Raw genomic sequence first — 26,925 nt, forward strand, 5'->3', positions numbered from 1 at the left:
ATTTTTTAGTTATTTCGTTGTGCTAAAATTGGAAATTGATCTACTTGACCTTGAGGATAGGGTAAGTATTTCTTATCCATAGAAAAAGTTCTACCATCATAATTTAATTCATTTGCTCTGCCAAGACGAATTAAATCGAAGTATCTTTTTCCCCATTCCATACTCAATTCAGCATATTTTTCATTCAATACTTGATCAAGTGTCACCCCAGAAATGGTGCCTAAACCAGCACGCTGTCTTACGAGATTAACAGCCTGATCGGCAGTCATTCCAGATCCATTTGCACCATGAGTAAGTGCTTCGGCATACATCAACAAGATTTCAGCATATCTCAAAATAGTGTAGTTTTTGTTACTACCATAAGCAGTTCTGCCAGGTATTAATTGATTTGATGGTAGGTAATGTTTACCGCTGGCAAACAAGGCTCTAGCATAGTCATTAATACGATCACCGTCTCTAGTTGTATTTGAAATCCATGAAGGTAATGAAGCATATTGTGGGTCTGCTTGTATTTCAGCAATTCCACGATTGGTGAACAACACACTGGTTTCTAATCGTACTGTTTCATTTCGATCCAGCATAAATTTGATAAATTTCATACTTGGTTCGTAAAAACCCCAGCCGCTACTAGCACCTGCTACGGCAGGAGTCCAGTTTTGAGGGCCATAAGGCGCATATAAATGCCCTTCACGATCACCTTGACCTTGTCCGAAGTCTGAGTATTGCATATCCAATAAAACTTCATTACTTAGCTTTCCCGGAGTTTTAAATAATTCATAAAAGTCTGGATAAAGGCTAAACTTTCCTGAACTTATAATCTGTCCAGCGGCATCTGCAACAGCTTGGTAATTTCCTAATTCTTGATTTGCAAGTGCTTTAATAGCTAAAGCGGTGTATTTTGTAACACCTCCTGGTAGATCAGTACGTTCATTAGGTCGCATGTCTGGTAAATTTGGTATTGCTTCATCCATTTGGTCTGAGAGATGTTGCATAACTTCAGCTTGGGTTGGCACTGAAGTCAAGGCCAGCAATTCTGAAGTATCTGACGATTCTGGGATAAATACATCACCCCATACTTGAGAGATATGAAAAAGCATAATCGCTCTTAAAACTTTAGCTTCTGCTATATATTGATTACCTAGAGCAACTCCTGCATTATTAGCAAAGTCTTGGTATCTTTTAATTTGATCCATTGCTGTATGAGCTGCTATAATGTCTACATATATGTTTTCCCATAAGGAGTTATACATCCAATAATCTTTATTGTAGTTAAATTTGTCAGTTTCAGCAAAATCTTGTTGATCTCCCAAACCACCAGCATTGACATCATCACCTCTAACACCGATAAGTAATGGTTGTTCCCATCCTCTTGACTGAAACGCGGCATAAACTCCAATAATTGAAAGTTTCATGTCCTCGGTTTTTGTAAAATCAGTACTCCCAGTAAAACTATTGTTCTCCTGTGGTTCGTCTAATTTGTCTGAACACCCTAAGGCGGCAACTAACACGAGTACCAATAGGGATTTAATTTTGATTGTGTTAAACATTGTTTTCATAACTTTTTTATATTTTTATATTTACCCCAACGGTATAAACAGCAGGGATTGGGTAAGTTTGATTATCTACACCATTAGAAACTTCAGGGTTAAAGCCATTATATTTAAATAGCGTTAATGGCTTTTCGGCAGTTAGGTAAATCCTAAACTTTGGAAGATCTTTCATGTTTCCATCTTTGTTTATGGTATATCCTAATGTTATATTTTGGATTCTCACATAATCACCATCTTCTGTATAATAATCATTTAAACGCTGATTCCAGCCCTTTCTAACTGCTGCTGCTGATGGATAGGAATTGGTAGTGCCTTCTCCGTGCCAACGGTTTATCGCAAAATCACGATCCCAATTTGTGTCGCTAGTGAAAATAACTTCCAATCGTTTACGATTTAATATTTTATTTCCACCAAGTCCTGACCCTGTAATTGCGAAATCAAAGTTTTTATAATTAAACCCTAGATTAAATCCAAATGTATATGTTGGTAAAAATGACCCTATCGTGGTTCTGTCGTCATCATTGATAGTGCCATCTCCGTTAATGTCTCTATATTTAAAATCACCTGGAACTAAATTGTTAGCTACTGCAATTGGATCGGCTTGTATTTCGGCATTATTTTGATATACACCAACGACTTCACGACCATAAAATGCAAACAAGGTTTCTCCAACTATAGAACGTTGTCTAAACTCTGCTGAACCAGAATCAAGAAATCCTGTTTCATTACTTAAGTCTAAAACTTCATTTTTAAGACTAGCAAAGTTGAATCCTAAGTTATAGCTAAAGTCATCTGAAACTTTTTTATTCCAAGATAATGCTACTTCAAGACCAGTGTTTCTAATCTCACCAACGTTTTTAAAAGTAACACCAGGAATTAATGGTCGTTCAACAGGAATAACAGCATCTTTCGTATCTCTAATAAAATAATCGGCTTCAATAGAAAGATTATTGTTAAATAATTGTGCAGAAAGACCAACATTGGTTTCTTCTGTAAGCTCCCATCTTAATGCTGAAAAATCACTACCAGTGGTTACGCCACTATATAATACATCTCCTAAAGCAGTTGTAACAACTGTATTAGTTAGGGCACCTGATTGTGATGGAACTTTGTCATTACCAAGCTTTCCCCAACTACCACGTAATTTAAGAAAATCGATAACGCTATTATCTTTCATAAAGGATTCTTCTGAAATGACCCATCCAGCCCCTATAACTGGGAAGTAACCCCATTTTTCAACATATTTTCTAACACCATCTGCTCTAAATGTTCCGTAAAGAAGATATCGATCGTCAAAGTTATAAGATACTCGTCCAAAATATGAAAGTCCATATTCGCGTACACCACCATCACCAACACTACCTTCAACAATAGTTTGTGCTTGATCTATATAATAAGATTCTTCTCCTGATAAAGGAAAGTTTAAGGCTGTTGCCCCCAACGATTGAAAAGCTTCATCTCTAAATGAGGTACCTGCCAACACTGTTAAATTATGTTTGCCAAAAGTATCTTTAAAAGTTAGGGTGTTATCCCAAATTTGATTGGAAGTATTGCCAAAAGCCTTTCTTAATGTGGCGTCGTCTCTTTTAAAGTTGTTGCCAATAAAATATGGTAAATCTACATTTCTAGATTCAAAACTTGAGAAATTATGGTTATAGGCAGTTTTAAAAATTAATTTTTCTGGTATTAAACTTACTTCTGCAAAGAAATTTGCAAGTACATTTCTTATTTTCGTTCTGTTCTCGCTAAGATCTAATAAAGGAAAGGGGTTTTGACCGCCTCTATATCCTAAATCTTGAGCATTCGCATAGTTTTTGGGAAATACATTAGGGTCATCTAATAAATTTGGGTCATAGACCGGCATTATTGGTACAGCAAAGTAAGCCGATCTCCAAGCTGAATTCTCACCGTCATAACGTGTAGCATTACTTAATACAGTATTAGCTCCAAGTTTTAACCACTCATTAGCCTTAAATTCAATTTTACTTCTTAAGTTAAATCTTTCGTATTCATTTTTCATGTTAAGAATACCTTCTTGTGCGAAATAGTTTGCACCAACAGAATATGAAACGTTATCAGCACCACCATTAACACTAATGCTATGATTTTGAATAAATCCATTTCTAATGATTTCATCATACCAATCTGTATTCACATCTGGCACATTAGGATTTACTCGGCTTCGCCCATAACGTTGCATAGCATTTAATATAAATTGAGCATCTGGAGCTGATCCAGATTCGAGTGCTAAAGTTGTAAACTGTTCTGCATTAGCAACTTTTAATACATTTTGTGCTACCTGATAGCCCGAGTATCCATCATAGGTGATTTCTGCTTTTTTATTGAATCGTCCAGATTTGGTTTCGATTAAAACAACACCATTCGCGGCTCTTACCCCATAAATCGCGGAGGCAGAAGCATCTTTAAGCACTGAAATTGAGGTGATATCGGCCGTATTCAGAAAATCGATATTGTCAAAGAACATACCATCAACAACATATAAAGGATTAGATGCGCCACCTAAATAGGATCCAATACCACGAACTCTTATTGTTGGACCTTGACCTGGAGAGCCATTGCTTACAACTTGCAATCCTGCAACTTTACCTTGCATTGCTTGCATGGCAGAACCAGAAGGTACAGTTGCTAATTCTTCTGCTTTGATTGTTGTAATTGATGAAGTAAGATCTTTAGATTTCATTTCACCATATCCAATAATTACAATTTCATCTAAACTTGCAATATCTGTTTCAAGTGCAATGTTGATTGTGGTTTGATTGTTAACGGTTACTGTTATTGTTCTAAACCCAAGTGAACTGAATTCTAAAACCTCCCCAACATTTGCAGAGATTGAGTAATTACCGTCAAAATCTGTGCTTGTTCCTTTGTTTGTACCTAGAATAATGACATTTGCACCTGGTAAGGGCAGGCCGTCATCGGCACTTGTTACTAGACCACTCACTGTTACAACTTGTGCATAGAAGGATGAAGTAACAAAAAGTAGTAATAGTAATAACTTAAGTCGTGTTTTCATATAATTTGAATTTGAATTGTTAGTCGATAGCAAGTTAAAATGTATTTTCAGGTATGCAGTAGAATGAAATACATTTTAGTTACGTCACAACTGTTAAATTTGCTGAAAACTAATATTGACGTAGCATTAATATATAAAATTATCAGTGTTTTCAGAAATTGTTTATTCAAGTGACGTAGTAATGACGTATAAAAAAATGAGGAAAAAGTATTCTTTTATCTACTTATCATTTAAATTTTCGCAAATAAGTGCCTATAGAAATGTCATTTTCTAAATTTAACTTGCGTTTTAATCGATATCTGTGAGTTTCAACCCCTCTTATTGAGATATTTAATAATGGCGCAATTTCCTTCGTAGATAAATTCATCTTAATATACGCGCAAATTTTTAAATCTTTGTGAGTAAGGTTCGGGAATTGCTTTTTTAGTTGGTTAAAGAATTCTTCATGGACTTGATTAAAATTGTATTCGAATACTTCCCATTCGTCTTTATGACCAATCGAATTGTCTATATTTTTTAAAAGTTTTTTATACGAATAATAATTGTCGAAACCACTTTTATGCTCCACTAATTCTTTCTTTAATTCCATTAATGTTTCGTTCTTTTTAACAAGGGCCATAGCTGTATTAGCAAGTTGTTTGCTTTTTAGTTTGACCTCGTTTTTTAAAGCTTCATTTTTTAATTCAACTATTTTTCGTTCATTCTCAAGTGTTTTTTCTTTAATTAATTCACGTTGCTCTTGTTCAAATTTTAGTTGAAGTAGCTTTTGTTCTTTGTCAACTTTTCGTTTATGTAGTGCATAGAATAAAACTATTGTTATAATAATTAAAAGCCCGTATAGTGCAAAACCAATGTTATTTTTATACCAAGGAGGTAAAACGCTAATATCTAGTGGTGTGGCATCTGATTTGCCTCCAAAATTATTGGCAGCCCTAAATAAAATAGTATAGGATCCGTTACTAAGGTTAGATAATTCTAACTTTTCTTTATCGAGTTTGTACCATTGTAAAGAGTCTAAATTAGAAATTGCATATTCAAAATAATGGTTATCAGACTTTGGAGATGATACAGATATGCTAATACTTTGATTAAACGAAAATTCAACGGGATTACTAGTATTAATATCTATCATTGCTTTATCAACTTCAATGCGCTCAATTATTGGTGCTTGAAGTATTAAATTTTCGGAATAATTTATTCCATCAATGAGCATAAAACCGTCATTAAGATTTAACGCATAAATAGAGTCATTGAGTTTTGATATCTTTTCGAAGCCAACGATTAATCGATTTTCAAAGAAATTACTTGTTAACGATAATTCAACCTTTTGATCATTTAGTGAAATAAAATTGATTAAATCTTTTTTGCTTTTTACTGCGATTTGATCTGTATTGTCGTCAGAAATAATATATGAGTCCTTTCCGAGATTTTCATTTAAAAATTTATAAGGAACAATACTGTCTAATAAAGGCTCATATTTTTGCCATCCTTCATTAGTTTTAAAGCAAATGTTATTTTTTATGTTGTAAACTCTGACATTGTAATTTGACAAAAGCCCTTTGTTGGCATAGCTCAAAGTTGAAATTATAGAGTCATAATTATCACTGAACTTAATTTTATAGAGACCATTATAAGCATGTGCCGCCCAAGCGGTATATTTATCTTCAAAAACTAAAAACCTTACTGGTATAGTTGTTTTGCCTAAATGCTTAACTGTCCATTTGCCAGAATCGTTTTTGAATTTAACTAAACCAGCATAAGTACCCTGGACATAAATATTGTTTTGTTCTGGCACTTTTTTAATTACCCAACCACCAGTAAATTCAGATATCAGTGAAATCCTATTAGACTCTACTATATAAGTACCGTTGTTATGACCGCAAAAAAGTTGATTATTTATAATTCTCAAATCCCAAACCTGGCCCTGTGAACCTTCAATAAATTGTAGTTCCCCATTATTGTCTAAATAAAATAAACCTGTATTACTACCAATGTAAATGGTGTTTTTATAACGAATGACATCATAAACAGCTCCTAATCTTCCAGAAATATCATTGTAAAAAGAATGATGACTGTTTAAATCAATTGAAGCAACACCGTTGTCTAGTCCTAGCCATAGTTTGTTTGAACTATCAACACATTGGCTTAATATCGTATTATTTGCTAAACCATTTTCTTTATTAACATGAAAAATTATGTCCCCTCTTGAATCTGTTCCATAAATACCATTTTTAATGGTGCCAAAAACCAAATTGCCAGTATTTAATTTTGAAAAGCTATTTAATTGATGCTGCTTTATCAAAGTGTTAATTTCTGAATTCCACGGAGCCAGTTTTTGATCTGGGCCATAGATAAAACAACCTTTAAGTGCGGTAGTAATAAAAAGGTTACTACCCATTTTTGAAATTGAAATGACCTTAACGTCTGAAAGTTCTTCATTTGTTATAACTTGAGTCAAATTAGTTCCGTCTAATCTAAAAATACCACCTCTTAAAGTGGATACATATAATTTGCCATCTACTTGATCACATGAAATAACAGTTGAAGCAGGTTTGATTTTATTAATTTTGCCATTTTCATAAATGTATATATTTGAAAATGATCTAAAAATGATTGCATTATTATAGGTGATAATTTGCCAAAACTCCTCACTTAAAGAAATTTCATCCTTAATAGATGCACTTAAAGAATGATAAATTAATTCACCCTTTTTATTTTTTTTCCAATATCCAAATTCTTCATAACTGCCTGTATAAATGAGGCTGTCATGAGCTAATACCGACCTAATTGTTGTTTTATTAGGCAGCTCATTAAAGGTCCACTTTAAGCCATCATATTCTAATAGACCATTATTATTGGCAACATAGAGCTTGCCATTGTCAGCTTTTGAAACATCCCAATTTTGATTGCCTGCATTATATTCGGAAAGTGAAAAATTTTGAAAATAAGGAGAGTATTGGGCCAATGACAAATGGCTAAAGGTTAAGCAAAAAACTAAAAATAAGCTTGTGATGAAATCCCTTAATTTCATTGTTGTTATATGATAAAAGTGTTTTTAGATAGATGTAATTCGAGGTGAATATAATGATATATTCGATTAAATATATTAATTGTACAAAACAATAACAAATAGAAAAACACTTGGAAATTGAAGAGAATTAAAACCAAAAAAGCCCTAAATCATTTATTTCTAAACGTTTAAGGCTTTTTAGTGGTGGTGCCTCCAGGAATCGAACCAGGGACACAAGGATTTTCAGTCCTTTGCTCTACCAACTGAGCTAAGGCACCAGTCGCTTAATTGCGGTTGCAAATATAGTGGCATTTTTTATTATTCACAAAAAGAAAATATAAAAAAATGCTTTTGTAAATTTACAGCTTTTAATTCTACAATGAACTTAATAATTGATATAGGTAACACATTAGTGAAATTGGCTGTTTTTCATCAAGATAATCTGCTTCATAAATTAGTATGTAAACCTGAAGATATCATTACCGAAGTTCAAAAATTAATTGATGAATTTCCAAAGTTAAAAAAAGGCATAATTTCTAAAGTAGGAAAGCTTAAATCCTCTGAATTAGAGAAAACAAAAAATCAGATTGAGCTACTAGAATTAAATTCTAAACTAAAATTACCGTTTAAAAACTTATACGCTACTCCAGATACACTTGGAGTAGACAGAATCGCTTTGGTAAGCGCGTCAGTTAAGCAATTTCCATTTAACAATGTTTTAATTATTGACACAGGTACTTGTATAACTTATGATTTCATAAGCTCAAAAAACGAATATTTTGGAGGGGCGATTTCACCCGGTATTAGATTGCGCTACTATGCGCTACATAATTTGACTGCCAATCTTCCGTTATTAGATACCGAGATGCCAAATAACCTAATTGGTGACACTACTTCTAGCTCCATTCATTCTGGGGTTGTGTTTGGGGTTGTAAAAGAAATTGATGGTGTTATTGAAGAATATCAAAAAAAATATTCAGATTTAACAGTTATTTTAACAGGAGGAGACGCCAATTTCTTGTCAAACCAATTAAAAAATAGCATATTTGCCAACTCAAATTTTCTTTTAGAAGGTTTAAACTTTATTTTAGAATTCAATTCAGACTAATGATAAAAAAACTTGTAATAGTTTTAACTGTCTTTTTTGCCTTTCAAATGAATGCGCAAGAAGGTACGTCCTCTCCTTATTCTTTTTACGGAATAGGAACTTTAAAATTTAAAGGCACAGTAGAAAATAAAAGTATGGGAGGCTTAAGTATTTTTACAGATAGTATCCACGTAAATTTAAGAAACCCTGCAAGTTACGCCGGACTCAATTTAAAGTCATTCAATGATGAAAGCCGTCCCGTTAAGTTTGCTGTTGCAGGAAGTCATAGTAGTTTAAATTTAAAGGCAAATTCTGGAAGCGATAAAACAAGCTCCACAACTTTTGATTATTTAGCACTATCATTCCCTTTAGGTAAGTTTGGAGTTGGATTTGGTTTGTTGCCATATACCTCGGTAGGTTACAAACTTGAATCTCGAGACAATGATATATTAACTAACCGATACCGCGGAGAAGGAGGGCTTAACAAAACTTATTTGGGGCTTGGTTATCAACTATCAAATAGTTTAAGTATAGGAATTGATGTAAGTTATAATTTTGGAAATGTTCAAAATACGGTCATTGAGTTTGTTTATGATTCTGATGGCAATCCTGCTCAATACCATTCTAGAGAGGATAACAGATCTGATTTAAGTGGATTAAATGTGAATTTTGGTCTTTCGTATAAAACCATGCTTAATGAAAAATTTGAACTCGTTACAGGCTTAACCTATACACCTAAAAGTACCCTTACTTCTAACAATGAACGCTCTTTTGCAACCATTGCGTTTAATTCTTCAGGACAAGAATTCGTAATTAACGCAATTGAAGCCGATTTAGAGAGTAGTAATTTAAAAACTACAGATTTAACTTTACCGTCGCGTTTCTCTATTGGAGCTGGTTTAGGGCAACCTAGAAAATGGTTTATTGGTACAGAATATACAACTCAAAAAACTAGTGAGTTTAAAAATCCAATTTTTTCAATAGATAATACTACCTTTGTAGATGGATCAACTTTTGCTCTGGGAGGTTTTTGGATTCCAGACTACAATTCTTTTGGAAGTTATTGGAAAAGAGCAACCTATAGAGCAGGATTGCATTTTGAAAATACAGGTTTAGAAATTAATGATGAGACTATTAATGAGTTTGGCATATCTTTTGGAGTAGGATTACCAATTGGAAATGTTTTCTCAAATGCTAACATAGGTTTTGAGATTGGAAAAAGGGGAACAACAAATAAGAACTTAATCCAAGAGAACTTTTTCAATATAAATATAGGGCTATCTTTAAATGATAGGTGGTTTCAAAAACGAAAATATAACTAACAGTAAATACAGAAATAATGAAAACGAGAATTACTTTAATTTTGATGACACTTTTTTTAAGTGTTAATGTAAGTTTCGCGCAGCAGGATGAAGAATGCATGAACAATCTTACAATATTTGTGGACTACTATAAAAGCAAACGATATGATGAAGCTTTTGAACCTTGGATGAAAGTTAGAAATAAATGTCCAAAGTTTAATAGAGCAATTTATTTATATGGGGAGAAAATCTTAAATCATAAAATTGAAAATTCTGCAGGTGCCGAAAAAGTGGGTTACATCAATGACCAAATGACGCTATGGGATAAGGCCCTTGAATATTACCCATCAAATTATAAATTGGGTGAAGTTTTGGCTGATAAGGTGCAATTAATGTACGATTATAAAAAAGAGCTTAATGCTTCTGATCAACAAATTTATGATGCAGCTGATAAGGCCTATAAACAAGATTTAGAAAATTTCACTAATCCTAAAGCATTGTATATTTACTTCTCATCAATTGTTGATTTGTTTAATGCTAAGAAAACACCAATTCAAAATGTGTTTAATAAATATGATGATGTATCTGAAAAGATAGAAAGTGAAATTCAAAATTATGCTGAGAATCTTAATAGATTAGTTCAAAAAGAAGAGTCTGGTCAAGCTTTAACAAAAAAAGAAGAGCAGTATAAAAAGCAGTATGAAAGCTATTTAGAAGCTTATGATAAAATTTCTGGAAGTATCGACAGTAAATTAGGTCAATTAGCTAACTGTGAGAATTTGATTCCATTATATAAGAAAGATTTTCAAGAATATAAAAGTGATGCTGTTTGGTTAAAACGTGCTGTTAGTAGAATGTATAACAAAGAATGTACAGATGATCCTTTATATATTGAGTTGGTAAAAGCGTATGATGCTACTGCACCATCTGCAGACACCAAGTATTTTACAGCTACAATTTTGTTGAAGCAAGGAAAAGAAAGAGAAGCTGAAACCTATATGAAACAGGCTTTTGATTTAGAAAGTGATCCATACAAAAAAGGAAAATTAGCTGAAAGAATCGCAAGTAGTTTAAAATCTAAAGGACAATATGGTCAAGCCAGAGGTTACTATAGAGAGTCTTTAAAATTAAACCCATCTAATGGTAGACCGCACTTGGCAATTGCAGCAATGTACGCGGCTAGTGCCAATAGTTGTGGAGATACAACCTTTAACAAAAGAGCTGTATTTTGGTTAGCGGCAGAAGAAGCTCGTAAAGCTGGAAGAGTTGATGGGAATTTAAGAGGCGCTGCAAATCAATCGGTAGCAAATTACGAAGCAAAAGCACCAACACGAAGCGAAATCTTCTCTGGTGATATGCAAGGAAAAGTTATTAGTATTGGTTGTTGGATTGGTGCAAGTGTTACTGTTCCTAATCTTTAATGAGATTCATAAAATCATATAAAATTTTAAGCATGGTTGTAGCGTTAGTTACAACCATGCTTTTTTCATGCAAAAACAACTTCAAAGAAGTTCAGCAAATTGGTGTTCTTCAAAACGAGCCTATTGGCGAGGCTAAAAATATCAACCTAAAATATACCGATTCTGGTAGGGTAAAAGCCAACTTGTTAAGCCCTAAAATGTTGGATTTTTCCAATAGAAGTTTTGCGTTTTCAGAATTTCCAGAAGGCATACACCTCAATCTTTTTGATGAAGAACAAAACAAAAGTGTTGTCGTTGCAGATTATGCCATTGTCTATGATGAAACAGATATCATTGATCTACAGGGTAATGTAGTATTAATAACGCACACTAACGATACCTTATACGCCCAACAAATGTATTATGATCAAAAGCGTGAGCAATTGTTTACCAATTCTCCAGTTCGATTTAGTTTTGCATCTGGTAGTCAAGGTAGAGGAAATATTTTTGATTCTGATATTAGATTTGACCACTATGAATTATTAGAAGGTAGCGGAAGTACAGAAATAGATCAATAATTGATTATCTTTGTGCATTTAAAATATAACACATGAAACTCCTTAAGATTTTTCAATACGCCTACATCATTTTTGCTGTTTTATTTTTATGGGATGCTTTAGCTAATTGGTCAAGTGACCGCAGCAGATCCTATATGTCTCTACTCTTTGTTGCTCTGGCAATATTTATGTTTTTCTTCAGAAAAAAATTTAGAAAGAAAATCGAAGATCGCAATAAAAACAACTAATGGATCTTACGATTGTTATCATAATTTTAACCTTAATTTTATCAGCCTTTTTTTCGGGGATGGAAATTGCTTACGTTTCCTCTAACAAAATCCATATCGAAATTGAGAAAAAGCAAAATGATTTTCTGGCTAGAATTCTAACTAAAATAACAGCAAGACCATCAAAGTTTATAGCTACAATGTTAATTGGTAATAACATTGCGCTAGTTGTTTACGGGTTTTTAATGGGCGATGTGCTTGTAGCTTGGTTTCAGTCCATGATGCCTACATCAAGCGGTGTTTTAAATTACTTGTTTACCGATTTAAGCTTATTTACGCAAACGGTAATATCTACGCTAATTATTTTATTTACTGCTGAATTTTTACCGAAAGTATTTTTTCAGATTTATGCCAATACTTTTTTAAAGCTCTTTGCCGTTCCTGCATACGTATTCTATCAGTTATTTTATTATTTCACTGATTTTGTGATATGGATTTCAGACACTGTGTTGAGACGATTTTTCAAAACAGCAGGAGATCATGTGCAATTAGCACTCACTAAAGTAGAGTTGGGTAATTACATTAGCGAGCAAATGGAATCTGTTGAAGAACATGATGAAGTAGATAGCGAAATTCAAATCTTTCAGAATGCATTGGAATTCTCCGAGGTGAAAGCCCGAGAAGTCATGATTCCTAGAACAGAAATTATTGCTGTAGACGTTAGTGATTCTATTAAAAATATAAATGCATTATTTACGTCGTCTGGACTTTCCAAAATTTTGGTTTATGATGACTCCATCGATGATATTTTGGGTTATATCCATTCATTCGATTTGTTCAAAAAGCCTAAAACTATTAAGGCCATTGCTATGCCTGTGGAGTTTGTGCCAGAAACTATGCTCATTAAGGACGTACTCAACATCTTAACCAAAAAACGAAAAAGTATTGCTGTGGTAATTGATGAATACGGCGGAACATCTGGAATTATTACCATTGAAGATATCGTAGAAGAACTCTTTGGGGAAATTGAAGATGAACATGATACTATTGCTTTAATTGAAGAAAGGATAGACGAATCTAATTATAAATTTTCTGCGCGTTTAGAGGTTGATTACATTAATGAAACCTATAAAATCGATCTTCCTGAAGGCGAAAATTATGAAACTTTAGGAGGATTAATAGTTGATGAAACCGAAGAAATACCAAAAGTCAATGACCAAATCACTATAGATAATTTTGTCTTTACCATTCTGGAGGTTTCTTCAACAAAAATTGATGTTGTTGCCCTCAAAATTCTAGATGAAGACTAATTTGCACTATTACAATAAAATCTAGGCTTCTACTTTTATTATTTAATAGAAAATGGTATTTTCGCGCACTTATATTTTATAAACGAATACAACAAAATGGCAGTTTTAAATAAAATCAGACAGCGTTCACTGTTCTTAATTCTTATAATAGCGTTAGCGTTATTTTCATTCGTATTAACTGACCTCTTTAAAAATAGTGATGCACTATTTGGTGGTCCACAAGATATTGTAGCTACTATTAATGGTAAAGACATAGGCCGCGAAGAGTTTATGAATAGAGTAGAAGTTATGCAGCGTCAATTAGGGCCAAGCTCAACATCTACACAAGCGATGAATAATGTCTATGACCAAGAGGTGAGACAGGCCATTATGGAAACGCAATTTGAAAAATTGGGCTTAAGTGTTGAACAAGATCAAATGAGAGATCTAATCAGAACTAGCTTTTCAAGTTTTCCAGAATTCAATAACGAGGATGGTATTTTTGATGAAGCCAAAATGAACGAATTCATTGCCAACTTAAAAGCTACTTCACCAGAGCGTTCTCAAATTGGAGGCTCATTGATTAATTATGCCGACTGGGTTAGTAATGAACAATCAATTGCTGCCAATGCCATGCAGCAAACCTATAACAATATGATTAAAGCTGGTTTAACAGCAACTGTTGTTGAAGGTGAGATGGATTATGTGATGGAAAACAAATTGGTTGACCTAAAATATGTTGTTGTTCCTTATACAAGTATTGCAGATAGTTTGATTGAAGTCAAAAAAAGTGATATTACCAAGTATATCAACGAAAACAAAAAGAAATATGAAGTAGAAGCTTCTAGAGATATCAATTTTGTGCAATTTAATGAAGTAGCTTCAGTAGAAGATGAAGAGGCTTTAAAAAGTAGTTTGGTAGCATTGTTGGACAACTCTGTAGTTTATAACACCGAAACTAAAAGAAACGATACCATTGTAGGCTTTAGAGCTACAAAAGACCCTGAGAACTTTGTTAATGCAAATTCAGACATCAAGTACAATGGAAACTATGTATTTAAAACGGGGCTTCCGGATGCAGTTGCCGATAGTATTTTTGCATTAAAAGTTGGAGAATTTTATGGTCCTTATAAAGAAGGTGAATACTATAAATTGACTAAAGTTGTTGCAGAAACCCAATTGCCAGATTCAGCTAAAGTTCGTCATATATTAATTCCATTTGTAGGTGCAACACGTGTTGATCCATCAATTACAACTACAGAGGTTCAGGCTAAAAAAACGGCTGATAGTATTTTGGCAGCCATAACGTCTAAACGTTCAAAATTTGTAGATTTATTGGATTTGTCTTCTGATAAAGTGAGTAATGAAAAGAATGGCGAAATCGAATTTGCTTATACAGATAGCTTCGCTCCAGAATTTAGAAACTTTTCATTTGAAAACAATAAAGGTGATATTGATGTTGTAAGAACGAGTTTTGGATATCATATTATTGAAATTTTAGATCAACAGAATAAATCAAGAGCCATAAAAATTGCAAGTCTTGCTCGTAAAATAGAGCCATCTGAAGAAACAGTTGATGATGTATTTAACGCCACTTCAAAGTTTGAGTTAGCAATACAGGATAAAGATTTTCAAGTGGTGGCTGAAGAAAATGGTTACACAGTTAGACCTGTAAATACCATTAAAGAACTTCAAGAAAATATTCCAGGATTGGGAAGTCAGCGTGCCATTGTTCGTTGGGCCTTTGAAGACGCAGCAAAAGTTGGAGATTACAAACGTTTTTCAATTCCAACAGGAGGTTATGTTGTAGTACAATTAGCTGCTATCAATAAAAAAGGATTGATGCGCCCTGAAAATGCTTCAGTAACCGCCATTCCTGCTATTCGTAAACAGAAGAAAGCAAAGCTTATCAGAGAAAAAATTTCTGCTACTACAGTAGATGATGTTGCTAAAAATCAAAATGTAAGTGTATCAACAGCAGCAGCTGTTAATATGAAGACACCAACGTTATCGGGAGCTGGTCAAGAGCCTAAAGTTGTTGGTGCCGCATTTGGATTAAAACAAGGCCAAACGTCAAAATTAATTGATGGAAATACAGGTGTATTTATGATTGAAGTAACTAAAGTAACTGAAGCACCTAAATTAGAAAATTATCAAGCCAATACAATGCGCTTAAGTACAGCTAGAATTAATAGTGCTCAAACTAAACTTTACAATGCACTAAAAGAAGCTGCTGAAATTAAAGATAATAGAGCTAAATTCTATTAATCCCTATTAAATAAAGTAACTTAAAAGCTCTGCATCGCAGGGCTTTTTTTATGGTAGAACCATATCTGAATATGAAATCACTATTGGATAACCTTTACCTTGAAAATAGGCAGACGGATTAGATTTTGAAGTCGCTAAAATAAAATCACCACCCCAAGCCCCAAGACTTTTTATTTGCCCTAAAGTATAATCTTCAAACAATAACTCCTGTACTGGCTTTTGCTTAATCAACTTTGAAATGATTTGTTCGTGTTGATAAATCAAGGACTCAAATTCAACAAGGTTTTGACACTTTAGAAGTTGTTTTGTAATTGAACTTATAGCTTCGACCGAAGTTTTGACTTGTGGATTTAGATTTCTATAATTAGAAATCCCTTCTCTGCTGTTTTGTTTTTTGTTTAAATATATAAAGTACAAATCATCTTTAAAGTTTGGATAGAAATCTGCTTTAGTAACAATCCGTTGGTTGCCGTGAAATTGATAAGTCAACGGTAATTCTGAAGACGCACAAGCTATATCATAGCCACTACCACCAAAGGTGCGTTCCAATAATTTATAAGGATCAACATTAGCCCAGGCGGCAACAGAATTAATCAATGTTGAAGACGTTCCCAATCCCCAATTTCTGGGAAAATTGAGTTTAGTTTCTGCATTAAATCCTAAAGGTGAAAACCTTGGATTAAGCTTTTTGGCTTCTGTTAGAATCTGGATGAGCCTTGTTGAAATATTGTTGTCGTTCCTTGAAATAAGCACTCCGTTTTCAAAAGAAAATTCATCTTCAAACCAAACCTTATTCAGTTCGTCTAAACTTTTCCAGTATAGTTTTTGCTTGTTGGAAGTAGGGGAAATACTTAAAGTTTGACCAAATTTGGCTGGAATTGCCAGAGACAAAGCCCCATCAAGAACAACATATTCTCCTGTGAGTAATAATTTACCATGACTTAGAAAGGCTTTTGTCTTCAATTTATGATCTTAACTTTTTGATGGCCTCAACAACCGCACTATGGGTAACTAAATTAGTTTTAAAATAGTCAATAAGAAGTAATTTTTCTTCATCTGTGGCTTCAAACTGATTTAAAATATTCATGAGGTGCATTTTCATATGACCCTGCTGAATTCCAGTTGTGGTGAGCGAACGCAAGGCCGCAAAGTTTTGAGCAAGTCCAGCAACCGCGACAATTTGCATTAACTCTTTTGCTGAAGGATGATGTAACAATTCCAAAGCTAATTTTACCAACGGGTGTAAGTTAGTCAATCCACCAACGGTGCCCAATGCTAAAGGTATTTCAATCCAAAAGGTAAATACGCCCTCATCAATTTTTGCATGGGTTAAACTACTGTATTTGCCATTTCTGGAAGCGTAAGCATGTACGCCAGCTTCAACAGCTCTAAAATCATTTCCCGTAGCAAGTACAACAGCATCTATACCATTCATAATACCTTTATTATGGGTTACGGCACGATAAGGTTCAACTTCAGCGATTTTCACCGCTTGGATAAATTTTGATGCAAATACTTGAGGAGAAATACCTTTATCCTCATTCAGTTCTTCTATTTTGCAACTAACTTCAGCTCTAACCAAACATTCGGGAACATAATTAGACAAAATACTCATAACAATCTCCAATTGTTTTTCAGTAGGTGTAAAGTCATTGTATTTTAAAGCTTCTGCTCTAAATGTTTTAGCAAATTGCTCCAAACACGAGTTGATGAAATTTGCACCCATCGCATCTAATGTTTCAAAAGTAGCGTGCAACTGGTAGTAACCTGAAATATCCTCGGTTTTATTACGTAATTCAATATCTAAAATCCCACCCCCACGAGCGTCCATATTTTTAGTAATGGGTTTGGCTTTAGCAATTAATTGCGGTTTTACAGTATTGAAAAACTGTTTGAGTTTAGTATAATCACCGGAATACATAAAATGGACCTGACCAATTTTGGTAGTCGAAATAACTTCTGCCTTAAAACCACCCCGCTCCGACCAAAATTTAGCTGCTTTACTGGCCGCTGCAACCACTGAACTTTCTTCAATGGCCATAGGAATTGTATAGGTTTTTCCGTTAATTAGAAAATTAGGAGCAACACCAAGTGGGAGATAATAATTGGTGATGGTGTTTTCTATAAATTCGTCATGTAATTGTTGAAGTTTGTCATTAGAATTCCAATACTGCTTTAAAACCGATTTAGCAGCTTCAGTATTAGTAAAATAGGTATTGACAATCCAATCAATCTTTTTGGACTTCGAGAGTTTAGAAAACCCCGTAATGGTTTTACTCATTAACTTTAGTTTAGACTTACAAAGATACTATTCTTACAGCAAAATTATCAGTGTTCATTAATATTGCATATTTAACTGTTAATAGTTGGGGTTTTTTGCATAATTTTTAGTAAACTTGGCAATATTTTATCAAAAATTTAGGAATGGATTTGAGCTAAAAATTAACCATGACCTAAAATTTATAACAAAACTAACTAGTATTAATTAATAAATATCTTATGGCAAATTCAGCAACACTAAAACAAAAGGAATTATTTGGGCATCCGGTAGGATTATATGTCTTGTTTTTTACCGAAATGTGGGAACGTTTTTCGTATTACGGAATGCGTGCAATTTTGGTGCTTTATTTAGTGGCTGAAACACAGTCTGAAAATGCTGGATTGGGATGGAGTAACGGAGAAGCCTTGGCTTTGTACGGCTGGTACACCATGTTGGTATATGTGGCATCTATACCAGGAGGTTGGATTGCCGATAAATTTTTAGGTCAAAAGAAGTCTGTTTTAGTAGGTGGTGTACTTTTAGTGCTTGGGCACGGTATATTGTCTGTTGAAGAAATGTGGGCCTTTTATTCTGGATTAGGATTGATTATTTCGGGTGTTGGTATGCTTAAGCCAAATATCTCAACTATGGTTGGGGGTTTATACAAACAAGGCGATATTAGAAGAGATAAAGGATTTACTATTTTTTATATAGGAATCAATTTAGGTGCATTTTTATCGAGTTTAATTGTTGGATATGTTGGTGAGGTTCACGGATGGCATTATGGTTTCGGTCTAGCAGCTATTGGTATGGCGTTAGGGTTAATTCAATATTTAGCAGGTCAAAAACATTTAAAGCACGTTGGAAACTTTTTAGGAGCTTCAGAAAATGAATTAGACAAAGAAGCTATGAAAAAGCCTTTGACAAAAGTTGAAAAGGATAGAGTAGTTGTGCTATTTGTATCGTTTTTATTGGTAATTGTTTTTTGGGGTGCTTTTGAGCAGGCAGGAGGACTAATGAATATTTATGCTTCAGAAAAAACGAATCGAATGTTGATGGGTTGGGAAGTTCCAGCGTCTTGGTTTCAATCCTTAAATGCAATGTTTATAATCTTTTTAGGAACTTCGGTAGCTTTGTATTGGGCCAATAGAAAGCTTAAAGGTAAAGTGTCTTCTTCATTGTTTAAAATGATTGTTGGACTAATAATTATGGGTACAGGATTCTTCTTCATGACGGCGGCTGCTGCTCAATACGAAAGCAATGGTGCATCTGCGATGTATTGGTTGGTATTAGCCTATTTATTCCATACTGTTGGTGAGCTATGTATTTCTCCAGTGGCCTTATCATACATTACAAAACTAGCTCCTTTAAAGTATGCTTCATTAATGATGGGTGTATATTTTGCCATGACAGGTTTTGGAAATAAATTGGCGGGTTTATTGGGTGAAGCTTCTGAAAGTTTGGGAGAATTCGCAATTTTTACTGGAATTGCTGTTTTTTGTGTTGTATTCGGGTTTTTAGTGATGATATTCAGAAAGAAATTAGAAAAGCTTACGCATGGTGCTGAAGATAATGAACGTATAATGCATGATGACGAAACTGAAGGCATTGATTTAGCTAATAATTAAAAAATCAAAACCCTCTTCTTGAGGGTTTCTTCTTAAAACTAAATTTCTTTTTATGAACACAGATATAGAAAATCTATTTAAGGATAAAGTATTAGGACACCCAGCGGGACTGTTTGTATTATTTTTTACCGAAATGTGGGAGCGTTTTTCGTTTTACGGAATGCGAATTTTATTAGTTTATTTTCTTACTGCTCCACTTATGGGAGACAACCCAGGTTTAGATTGGACTAACGAAAACGCTTTATCATTAATTGGTACCTATGCTTCGTTATTATATTTAACCCCTATTGTTGGTGGTTGGATAGCAGATAAGATTACTGGCTATAGAATTGCTGTTGTAATAGGTTGCGTTATTATGACTTTAGGGCATGCTTCAATGGCTTTAGAGACTCCCATTTCATTTTATACTGGGCTTGCATTGCTGATTGTTGGGACGGGTTTTTTTAAACCGAATATTACATCGATTATATCAGAAATGTATAAAGGCAAAGAGTCAAAAAAAGATGGAGCATATACCATTTTTTATATGGGCGTAAACGCTGGAGCCTTTTTTGGTATGCTACTTTGTGGCTATCTAGGGGAAACCTATGGTTGGTCATATGGCTTTGGGTTGGCTGGAGTATTTATGATGTTGGGGATGTTACAGTTTTGGTTGGCAAAAAGCCTTTTCGGAAGTATTGGTGCTAAACCTAGTAAAAAGTTTGAAGTTGAATTGCCTCAAAACATCGGAGAAGAGAGTCCAATTGAACAAGAAGATCCTAAAATTGATGAGAAATTAAACCCATTTACATTATTAGATAAAATATTGGTGGTTTTGTCTTCAATAGGAGGATTACTGTATCTTTTTAATGATCCTTTTGAGAAAATAGGTGATTTTAATTTATTACCCTTTAATGTTGGTAATTTGAGTGGGACCAATTTTGTTGTTTTGTTGTCTTTGGCCTTGTTTCTGTTATTACTCATTGTTCGAATTAGCAGATATCTACCAATTATTCGCGACAAAATAATTGCAGTTTCAATCTTCGGAATCTTCACTGTTTTTTTCTTTTCATTCTTTGAACAGTCGTTAGGAAGTATGGCGCTTTTTGCGAACGACTTCACAGATAGAACTCTAGAAGGTAGTGCAGGAACAATTTTTAGTGTTATAGATTTATTATTAACGACTATTCCTTTGGCTATTATTACATGGGTGTTGTATTTGTTGGCTAAAAAAACATTTAGCCGAATAAGTGTATCTAATTTAATTTTGGCATTAGCCTTTATTGGGCTTTGGGTACTAGTAATTTTTAGACTTTATGTTAAATTAAACGCAGAGGTCACAGAAGTTGAAGCTTCTTGGTTTGCTATTTTAAATTCCTTTTTTATTATTACCCTAGCTCCATTTTTCTCTAAGTGGTGGGAAAGCAAATACAACCCAAGTGCTGCTATGAAATATGGTATAGGAATGATTTTATTAGGCCTTGGCTTTGCTTTTTTATCGTATGGTTCTGGAGATATTCCGTCAGGAGCTCAAACCGCTTCTGTTAGTATGGTGTTTTTAATAATGGCGTATTTATTTCATACGATGGGAGAACTTTGTATTTCACCTGTAGGATTATCCTATTTAAGTAAATTAGTACCAGCACGTATGATTGGATTTATGTTTGGTGTTTGGTATTTGGCTATTGCTGTGGGGCAGAAGGCCGCTGGAACTATGGGAGGCATGATTGATAAAATATCAGAACAATATTCACTGGGTACTTTCTTTTTGATATTTACACTTATACCTATAGGTGTTGGTTTTGTTTCCATAATTTTAAATCCATTATTAAAAAAGCTAATGCATGGCGTACGTTAAACGAATAAATTGTTAAAATAAACGCAAAATGCCCTGTTTTATGGGCATTTTTTGTAAGTTCGGAATGACTATTGCAACAGATCGAATTATGAAAAAGTTTGGAATTATAATGTTATTGGCCATGTTAACTTCTGTTAGTGGCCTAGCTCAAGAGATTAAGTGGATGAGTTTGGAGGAGGCTTTAGTGCTTCAAAAAAAGAGTCCCAAGAAAATTTTAATGGATGTCTATACCAATTGGTGCGGGCCTTGTAAGATGTTGGATAAAAACACCTTTCAAAACCCAGATGTAGTGGATTATGTGAATAAATATTTTTATGCGGTTAAATTTAATGCCGAAGGCAATTCAAAAGTGACTTATGAAGGCAAAACTTATAGTAACCCAAGTTTTAAACCCGAAATGGTCAATAGACGAAATGGGGTGCATCAATTCACTTATTTTCTAAAAGTGAATGCCTATCCCACCATTGTGTATTTTGATGAGCAAGGTAAAGTGCTTTCACCTATAAAGGGTTATCAAAATCCGCAGCAAATAGAATTGTATTTAAAATTATTCAAAGAAGACAAACATAAAGAAATGAAAACCCAAGAGGACTTCAATAATTACTTTACTGCGTTTGTACCTCAATTCAAGAATTAGTAAATCGTTATCTTAAAATATATGCACCCTTTTCGCTGGTTTGGTGAAAAGGGTGTTTTAATTTATAGCAAGTGGCTTTCCATAGTTCCGCATACGATTTATAGTTGCTGCCATCAGCAATAATTAATTGTGGTTGAACAGAATCAATTAGTCGTTCTAAATTAATTTTGGGCGAGTTTCGTAAGATGACAATATCTGGTTTAAAGCTTTTTACATTGTATATGCCCATACTGTCAACAATCAAAAAGGTTTTATCTTTAAAAGTATAAACTGATTTCATTCGACTTTTGTTTGAGGATTTTATTGAATTACCAACAGAATAATTCTTAATCATAATGTCATCAAGAGTTAAACTGTCATTTGAAGTAAACAAAGTGAGATGGTTTCCTGTTTTTTCTCCAATTAGGGTTTGTCTGCTTTTATGGAAAACTATAAATTCATTTTTTGAAGATTCATATTTAATGAAGATAAAGGCACTTTGGATTACTAAAAGTGCCATAAAACTAAACCGCAAATATAAATACGACTTCGTCTTGTAAAATTGCACTATTAAGATGATAAATAAATAAATGGTCAGCATCTGAAGCATGCTAAAACTAACATCTTTAAATAAAAATTGTTCTTGTTTAGCTACCCAATCAACCAAATTGTTCATAGAGCTTATCATTGTACCATACAGCTGTGCAATAAATTCGGGGAGGCAATTGAATAATGCCAAAAAGATGACAATTATTCCAAGTCCTAAAATGAGGCCTAAAAATGGAATAATAGCCAAATTCGAAATAAAAAATAAACTAGGAAATTGATGGAAATAATAAAGGCTTATGGGTACAACACCTATTTGAGCGGCAATCGTAACTGTGAAGATTTGCCAAAAGTAATCGAGGATTTTAAATTTTGGTTTCCAAAGCTTGTAAATAAAAGGTTGTATTGATACAATGGCCAACACAGCTATATAACTCAATTGAAACCCGACATCAAACAAAAACATGGGCTTAAAAAGTAGGATAAGAAGAACCGAAATCCCCAATGTATTATAGATGTTTGTTGGGCGTTTCCAATGCATGGCAATCGCCACGATGCTAAACATAGCCACTGCTCGGGTTACTGACGCTGATAAACCTGCAATAATGGCAAAGCTCCAAAGTAGAATAAGTAATAGTAGGACTTTAATTAACTTTCCATGTTTGAAATATTCTATAGGACGTAGTACCCATGATAGTAGTAATAATATGATTCCAATATGCAATCCAGAAACGGCTAAAATATGAACGGCTCCGGCATTTATATAGTTATTGTAAAGTTCTTCACTAATATCTTTACGCTGACCAAGTAGTAAGGCGTTAATGACCGACAATTCTTCTGAAGTAAAGTCGTGTTCTTTAAGTTTAGAGTTGATGGTTCTTCTTAAGTTATGAGCATAACCAAACACTGTATGAGGTTTTGAGGCAACAGGTTTAAGGTTAATATTTTCAATAAAAATTTGATGGTACACATACTGTTTTTCCAAATAAGACTTATAGTTAAATTGATTTGGGTTTAGTGGTTGTGCAATATCCTGAAACGATGATTTTGTTATAAAAACGGCATCAATATTTAGTTTTGTAGAGCTTGAATCTTTGCTGATATTCAATAAAGATTTTCCAACAACAGATGTTTTGTCCATTGCAAGAATATCTACCATGTATTTATCATGAAAAAGACTTGGTTTTAGTTGTTCTCTAATTCTAAAGGTTATAAGTTTTTTGCTATCCTGATATTTTGTGATATGATGCGAATAGTGATTTTTAAAATTGGTTTGCTGATGAAAATTAAATACTAATACACCAAGATTAATAGTCGTTAGAAAAGCAATTATTCCGAACCAAACATTTTTATTGAATTGATATTTTGAAATTGTGAATGACAGTATCAAAAGAAATAATAACCCTAATGATGAAATAATAGAAAGATATAAAGAAATTGGTAAATGAAATGCGATGATAATTCCCACACAAAAGCACAGTGTGAGCTTAATGATGGTGAAGTTAAGTAACTTCATGGTTTGACGTTGTTAAATACGCTTTCATAATATGCGCCGTGCCTGAATAAAGGCAAAATACCAGTAACGTTCCGCCAAACTAGAAATAGTAACACCTAATCGCGTTGTGGCATGAATAAACTCCACATACCCTGGTCGAGATTCTGTGACTAAACCTACATGACTCACTTCTCTGCTATTTCGTCGTGTTGCAAAAAACAACAAATCACCTTTTTGTACTTCTTTTATATCAATCCATTCACCTTGAGTTGACATACCTTTTGAAGTTCTGGGTAGATCAATATTCTCATTTTGAAAGGCTGTAGATACTAGTCCGGAACAATCCATACCTTGTTTGGTGGTACCACCAAACTTGTATTTTACGCCATCAAATTGCTTGGCAAAATCAATAATCAAATCAGCTTTAGAATAACCTGACTCTCCACCGTCTACAGATTCAATTGCAACATTATTTTCTGTTTTTGTTTCCATTTCAGAATCTATTTCATTTGAATTGTCTTCATAAACTTTAACAGAGTCTGACTTTTTTGTAATAATGCCTTTTGAAGTATTACAACTAACTATTAAGCAGGTTACACATAAAGCTATAATGGTGATTTTCATATAATGAATTAAACTTTTAAGGATTTGAAAATGAGTTTTGCTGTTTTCTCGCTAGCGCCTTTGCCGCCAAGTTTTTTTTCTAATTCGTAATAGTTTAAAAAGAATTTTGTGCGTTCATAATCATCTAAAATCAACTCTAATTCTTGTTTGAGACGCTGTGGATTAAATTCACTTTGAATAAGCTCTGAAACTACTTCTTTATCCATAATGAGATTAACCAAGGATATAAATTTAATATGTTTTACTAATCGTTTACCTATTTGATAGGACAACCAACTGCCTTTATAACAAACAACTTCTGGTACTTTAAATAATGCAGTCTCCAAGGTTGCTGTGCCCGACGTTACCAAGGCCGCATAAGAAACACTTAATAAATCATGAGTTCTGTTGCTTATAAAAGCTACATTTTTGATTTTTATAAATGGCTCATAAAAACTTTTGTCCTGACTAGGAGCGCCTGCAATAACAAATTGGTATTTTGGAAACTCTTTTACCACTTCTAGCATAATTGAAAGCATTTTTTTTATTTCCTGCTTTCTGCTTCCTGGTAATAGGGCTATGATGGGTTTGTCGCTCAATTCATATTCGGCTCTAAACTCAAATTCATTAACTTGAGTTCGGTTGGCAATGGCGTCAATTAGTGGATGACCTACAAATTCGACTGGATAATTGTGTTTTTCTTCATAAAATTGCTTTTCAAAAGGTAAAATTACATACATCTTGTCTATGTCTCGCTTTATGGCGTTAATTCGACTTTCTTTCCAAGCCCAAATTTGCGGTGAGATATAGTAGTGTGTTTTAAAACCTTTTTGTTTGGCCCATTTAGCTATACGAAGGTTGAAGCCGGGATAATCTATAAAGATAATGACATCAGGATTGTAAGTCGTAATATCAGTTTTACAAAAGGAAAGATTTTTGGCTATGGTGCTAATATTCATTACGACCTCTAAAAATCCCATAAAAGCCAGATCTCGATAGTGTTTTACCAGTGTTTCACTAACATCTTGCATAAGGTCGCCTCCCCAAAATCTAAATTCGGCATTTACATCTTGCAACAGCAATGCTTTCATTAAGTTGGAGCCGTGTAAATCTCCTGATGCTTCCCCGGCAATTATATAATATTTCATCTACTCTACGCTTTAAGAAATATTAATAAAAAAGGTTGAAATAGCCACTATAACGGTAGCCAATAGAACACCTCTAGCTCTGTAATCTTGCTTCTTTTTAATAAAAATAAAGAAGGCCACTAAATTTAATACCGCCCCAATACTTACCAATTTAGTAAAAAAGCCTTCAATAATAGCTTGTTTTATCACCACACCAACAGCCGCGCCTTCAGTAAATATAAATATAGCTAATATTAAACCAATAAAATTAGCCAAAAGCCCAATTAAAAAACCAATTAAAACTTCGTTCTTAATCATGAAAGTTCCAAGTGTTTAAATTTTGAATACAATGATGTGCCGTTAAATCAAATTGAACAGGTACAACTGAAACGTAGCCATTCTCCAAGGCCCATTCATCAGTATCTTCTCCTTTGTCTAAATTTACAAATTTACCCGTTAACCAAAAATAGTCTCTACCTTGAGGGTTTTTTCTCTTGTCGAATTCTTCTTCCCAATTTGCTCTTGCCTGTCTACAAACTTTAATGCCTTTTATGTCTTTTTTAGGGAGATTTGGCAAATTAACATTTAAAACTACGCCATTTGGCAAACCTTCTTTTAGTACATTTTCGGCTATAGTTTTAACGTAAGGTTTTGTTGCACTAAAATCGGCGTTCCAGTTGTAATCGAGAAGTGAAAATCCTATGGCTGGGATACCTTCAATACCTGCTTCTATGGCAGCACTCATAGTTCCAGAATAGATAACATTTATTGAAGAATTAGACCCATGGTTAATTCCAGATACACATAAATCTGGACGCCTGCCTAAAATTTGTTTGACCGCTAATTTTACACAATCAGCAGGGGTGCCAGAACAGCTATATTCAACTTGTGGTCCCTGATCTAGTTTTACTTTTTCAACAAATAGGGTTGAATTTATGGTAATGGCATGACCCATACCACTTTGTGGACTGTCAGGTGCTACCACAACAACGTCACCAATAGTATTCATAACTTCAACTAAAGTTCTAATCCCGGGAGCGGTGATTCCATCGTCATTAATAACTAAAATAAGGGGTCTTTTAGACATAAT

General features: G+C 33.8%; 20 protein-coding genes and 1 tRNA gene. 10 read left to right on the forward strand and 11 right to left on the reverse strand.

The annotated features are described in order from the left end of the window. Positions 1–5: 5 nt before the first annotated feature. The 4 genes from ACFO5O_RS13485 to ACFO5O_RS13500 all read right to left on the reverse strand — a co-directional run bounded on the left by ACFO5O_RS13485 (position 6) and on the right by ACFO5O_RS13500 (position 7,872). On the reverse strand, positions 6–1,547 hold the full coding sequence (locus ACFO5O_RS13485) for a RagB/SusD family nutrient uptake outer membrane protein (protein WP_387964650.1): 1,542 nt from the start codon (positions 1,545–1,547) through the stop codon (positions 6–8). Between the two features lie 16 nt (positions 1,548–1,563). Further along, the gene (locus ACFO5O_RS13490; RefSeq protein ID WP_387964652.1) at positions 1,564–4,584 is read right to left on the reverse strand and encodes a SusC/RagA family TonB-linked outer membrane protein; all 3,021 of its coding nucleotides are present in this window, start codon (positions 4,582–4,584) and stop codon (positions 1,564–1,566) included. 226 nt (positions 4,585–4,810) lie between these two features. After that, positions 4,811–7,555, reverse strand: a complete 2,745-nt coding sequence (locus ACFO5O_RS13495) for a helix-turn-helix and ligand-binding sensor domain-containing protein (RefSeq protein WP_387964653.1) — start codon at positions 7,553–7,555, stop codon at positions 4,811–4,813. Between the two features lie 241 nt (positions 7,556–7,796). Continuing rightward, positions 7,797–7,872 (reverse strand) — tRNA-Phe (locus ACFO5O_RS13500). A 101-nt stretch (positions 7,873–7,973) separates the two neighbouring features. On the opposite strand from ACFO5O_RS13500, the gene ACFO5O_RS13505 reads away from it, so the two are divergent. The 7 genes from ACFO5O_RS13505 to ACFO5O_RS13535 all read left to right on the forward strand — a co-directional run bounded on the left by ACFO5O_RS13505 (position 7,974) and on the right by ACFO5O_RS13535 (position 15,723). Beyond that, positions 7,974–8,702 carry a type III pantothenate kinase gene (locus tag ACFO5O_RS13505; protein WP_387964655.1) on the forward strand — a complete coding sequence of 243 codons (729 nt, stop codon included), beginning with the start codon at positions 7,974–7,976 and terminating at the stop codon, positions 8,700–8,702. Beyond that, complete coding sequence (locus ACFO5O_RS13510; protein WP_387964657.1) at positions 8,702–10,003, forward strand: hypothetical protein; 1,302 nt, start codon at positions 8,702–8,704, stop codon at positions 10,001–10,003. Before ACFO5O_RS13505 ends, ACFO5O_RS13510 begins: the two co-directional genes overlap by 1 nt. Positions 10,004–10,020: 17 nt before the next feature. Then, complete coding sequence (locus ACFO5O_RS13515; protein ID WP_387964659.1) at positions 10,021–11,403, forward strand: hypothetical protein; 1,383 nt, start codon at positions 10,021–10,023, stop codon at positions 11,401–11,403. A gap of 32 nt (positions 11,404–11,435) precedes the next feature. Further along, entirely contained in the window at positions 11,436–11,960 is a 525-nt protein-coding gene (lptC, locus tag ACFO5O_RS13520) for an LPS export ABC transporter periplasmic protein LptC (RefSeq protein WP_387964661.1), read from the forward strand. 32 nt (positions 11,961–11,992) lie between these two features. After that, positions 11,993–12,187 carry a hypothetical protein gene (locus ACFO5O_RS13525; RefSeq protein ID WP_387964663.1) on the forward strand — a complete coding sequence of 65 codons (195 nt, stop codon included), beginning with the start codon at positions 11,993–11,995 and terminating at the stop codon, positions 12,185–12,187. Next, a complete protein-coding gene (locus ACFO5O_RS13530) occupies positions 12,187–13,476 on the forward strand; it encodes a hemolysin family protein (protein WP_387964665.1) in 1,290 nt (429 codons plus the stop codon). The genes ACFO5O_RS13525 and ACFO5O_RS13530 overlap by 1 nt, the downstream gene beginning before the upstream one ends. Positions 13,477–13,572: 96 nt before the next feature. Beyond that, complete coding sequence (locus ACFO5O_RS13535) at positions 13,573–15,723, forward strand: SurA N-terminal domain-containing protein (protein ID WP_387964667.1); 2,151 nt, start codon at positions 13,573–13,575, stop codon at positions 15,721–15,723. Positions 15,724–15,771: 48 nt separating this feature from the next. On the opposite strand, the gene ACFO5O_RS13540 is transcribed toward ACFO5O_RS13535, so the two are convergent. After that, complete coding sequence (locus ACFO5O_RS13540) at positions 15,772–16,686, reverse strand: GYDIA family GHMP kinase (protein ID WP_387964669.1); 915 nt, start codon at positions 16,684–16,686, stop codon at positions 15,772–15,774. A gap of 1 nt (position 16,687) precedes the next feature. After that, a complete protein-coding gene (locus tag ACFO5O_RS13545) occupies positions 16,688–18,004 on the reverse strand; it encodes a hydroxymethylglutaryl-CoA reductase, degradative (RefSeq protein WP_387964670.1) in 1,317 nt (438 codons plus the stop codon). Between the two features lie 218 nt (positions 18,005–18,222). Here ACFO5O_RS13545 and ACFO5O_RS13550 point away from each other — a divergent pair, with 218 nt between their 5' ends. Genes ACFO5O_RS13550 through ACFO5O_RS13560 form a run of 3 tightly spaced genes read left to right on the forward strand, consistent with a single transcriptional unit; the run spans position 18,223 to position 22,085 of the window. After that, positions 18,223–19,611: a peptide MFS transporter gene (locus tag ACFO5O_RS13550; RefSeq protein ID WP_387964672.1), complete on the forward strand. Its 1,389-nt coding sequence runs from the start codon at positions 18,223–18,225 to the stop codon at positions 19,609–19,611. Positions 19,612–19,663: 52 nt separating this feature from the next. Continuing rightward, positions 19,664–21,448, forward strand: a complete 1,785-nt coding sequence (locus tag ACFO5O_RS13555) for a peptide MFS transporter (protein ID WP_387964673.1) — start codon at positions 19,664–19,666, stop codon at positions 21,446–21,448. 40 nt (positions 21,449–21,488) lie between these two features. Continuing rightward, positions 21,489–22,085, forward strand: a complete 597-nt coding sequence (locus ACFO5O_RS13560; RefSeq protein WP_387964675.1) for a thioredoxin family protein — start codon at positions 21,489–21,491, stop codon at positions 22,083–22,085. 7 nt (positions 22,086–22,092) lie between these two features. On the opposite strand, the gene ACFO5O_RS13565 is transcribed toward ACFO5O_RS13560, so the two are convergent. The 5 genes from ACFO5O_RS13565 to surE are packed head-to-tail and all read right to left on the reverse strand — an operon-like array spanning position 22,093 to position 26,922. Next, positions 22,093–24,126 carry a ComEC/Rec2 family competence protein gene (locus ACFO5O_RS13565; protein ID WP_387964677.1) on the reverse strand — a complete coding sequence of 678 codons (2,034 nt, stop codon included), beginning with the start codon at positions 24,124–24,126 and terminating at the stop codon, positions 22,093–22,095. Between the two features lie 24 nt (positions 24,127–24,150). After that, positions 24,151–24,729: a C40 family peptidase gene (locus ACFO5O_RS13570; RefSeq protein ID WP_387964678.1), complete on the reverse strand. Its 579-nt coding sequence runs from the start codon at positions 24,727–24,729 to the stop codon at positions 24,151–24,153. A gap of 8 nt (positions 24,730–24,737) precedes the next feature. Next, positions 24,738–25,856, reverse strand: coding sequence for a lipid-A-disaccharide synthase (gene lpxB / locus ACFO5O_RS13575; RefSeq protein ID WP_387964680.1), 1,119 nt, complete (start codon positions 25,854–25,856; stop codon positions 24,738–24,740). Positions 25,857–25,868: 12 nt separating this feature from the next. After that, entirely contained in the window at positions 25,869–26,153 is a 285-nt protein-coding gene (locus ACFO5O_RS13580; protein WP_387964682.1) for a hypothetical protein, read from the reverse strand. Beyond that, positions 26,146–26,922, reverse strand: coding sequence for a 5'/3'-nucleotidase SurE (gene surE, locus ACFO5O_RS13585; protein WP_387964683.1), 777 nt, complete (start codon positions 26,920–26,922; stop codon positions 26,146–26,148). The genes ACFO5O_RS13580 and surE overlap by 8 nt, the downstream gene beginning before the upstream one ends. Between the last annotated feature and the right edge of the window lie 3 nt (positions 26,923–26,925).

It is taken from the genome of Geojedonia litorea, assembly GCF_042654525.1.
GTDB lineage: Bacteria > Bacteroidota > Bacteroidia > Flavobacteriales > Flavobacteriaceae > Geojedonia > Geojedonia litorea.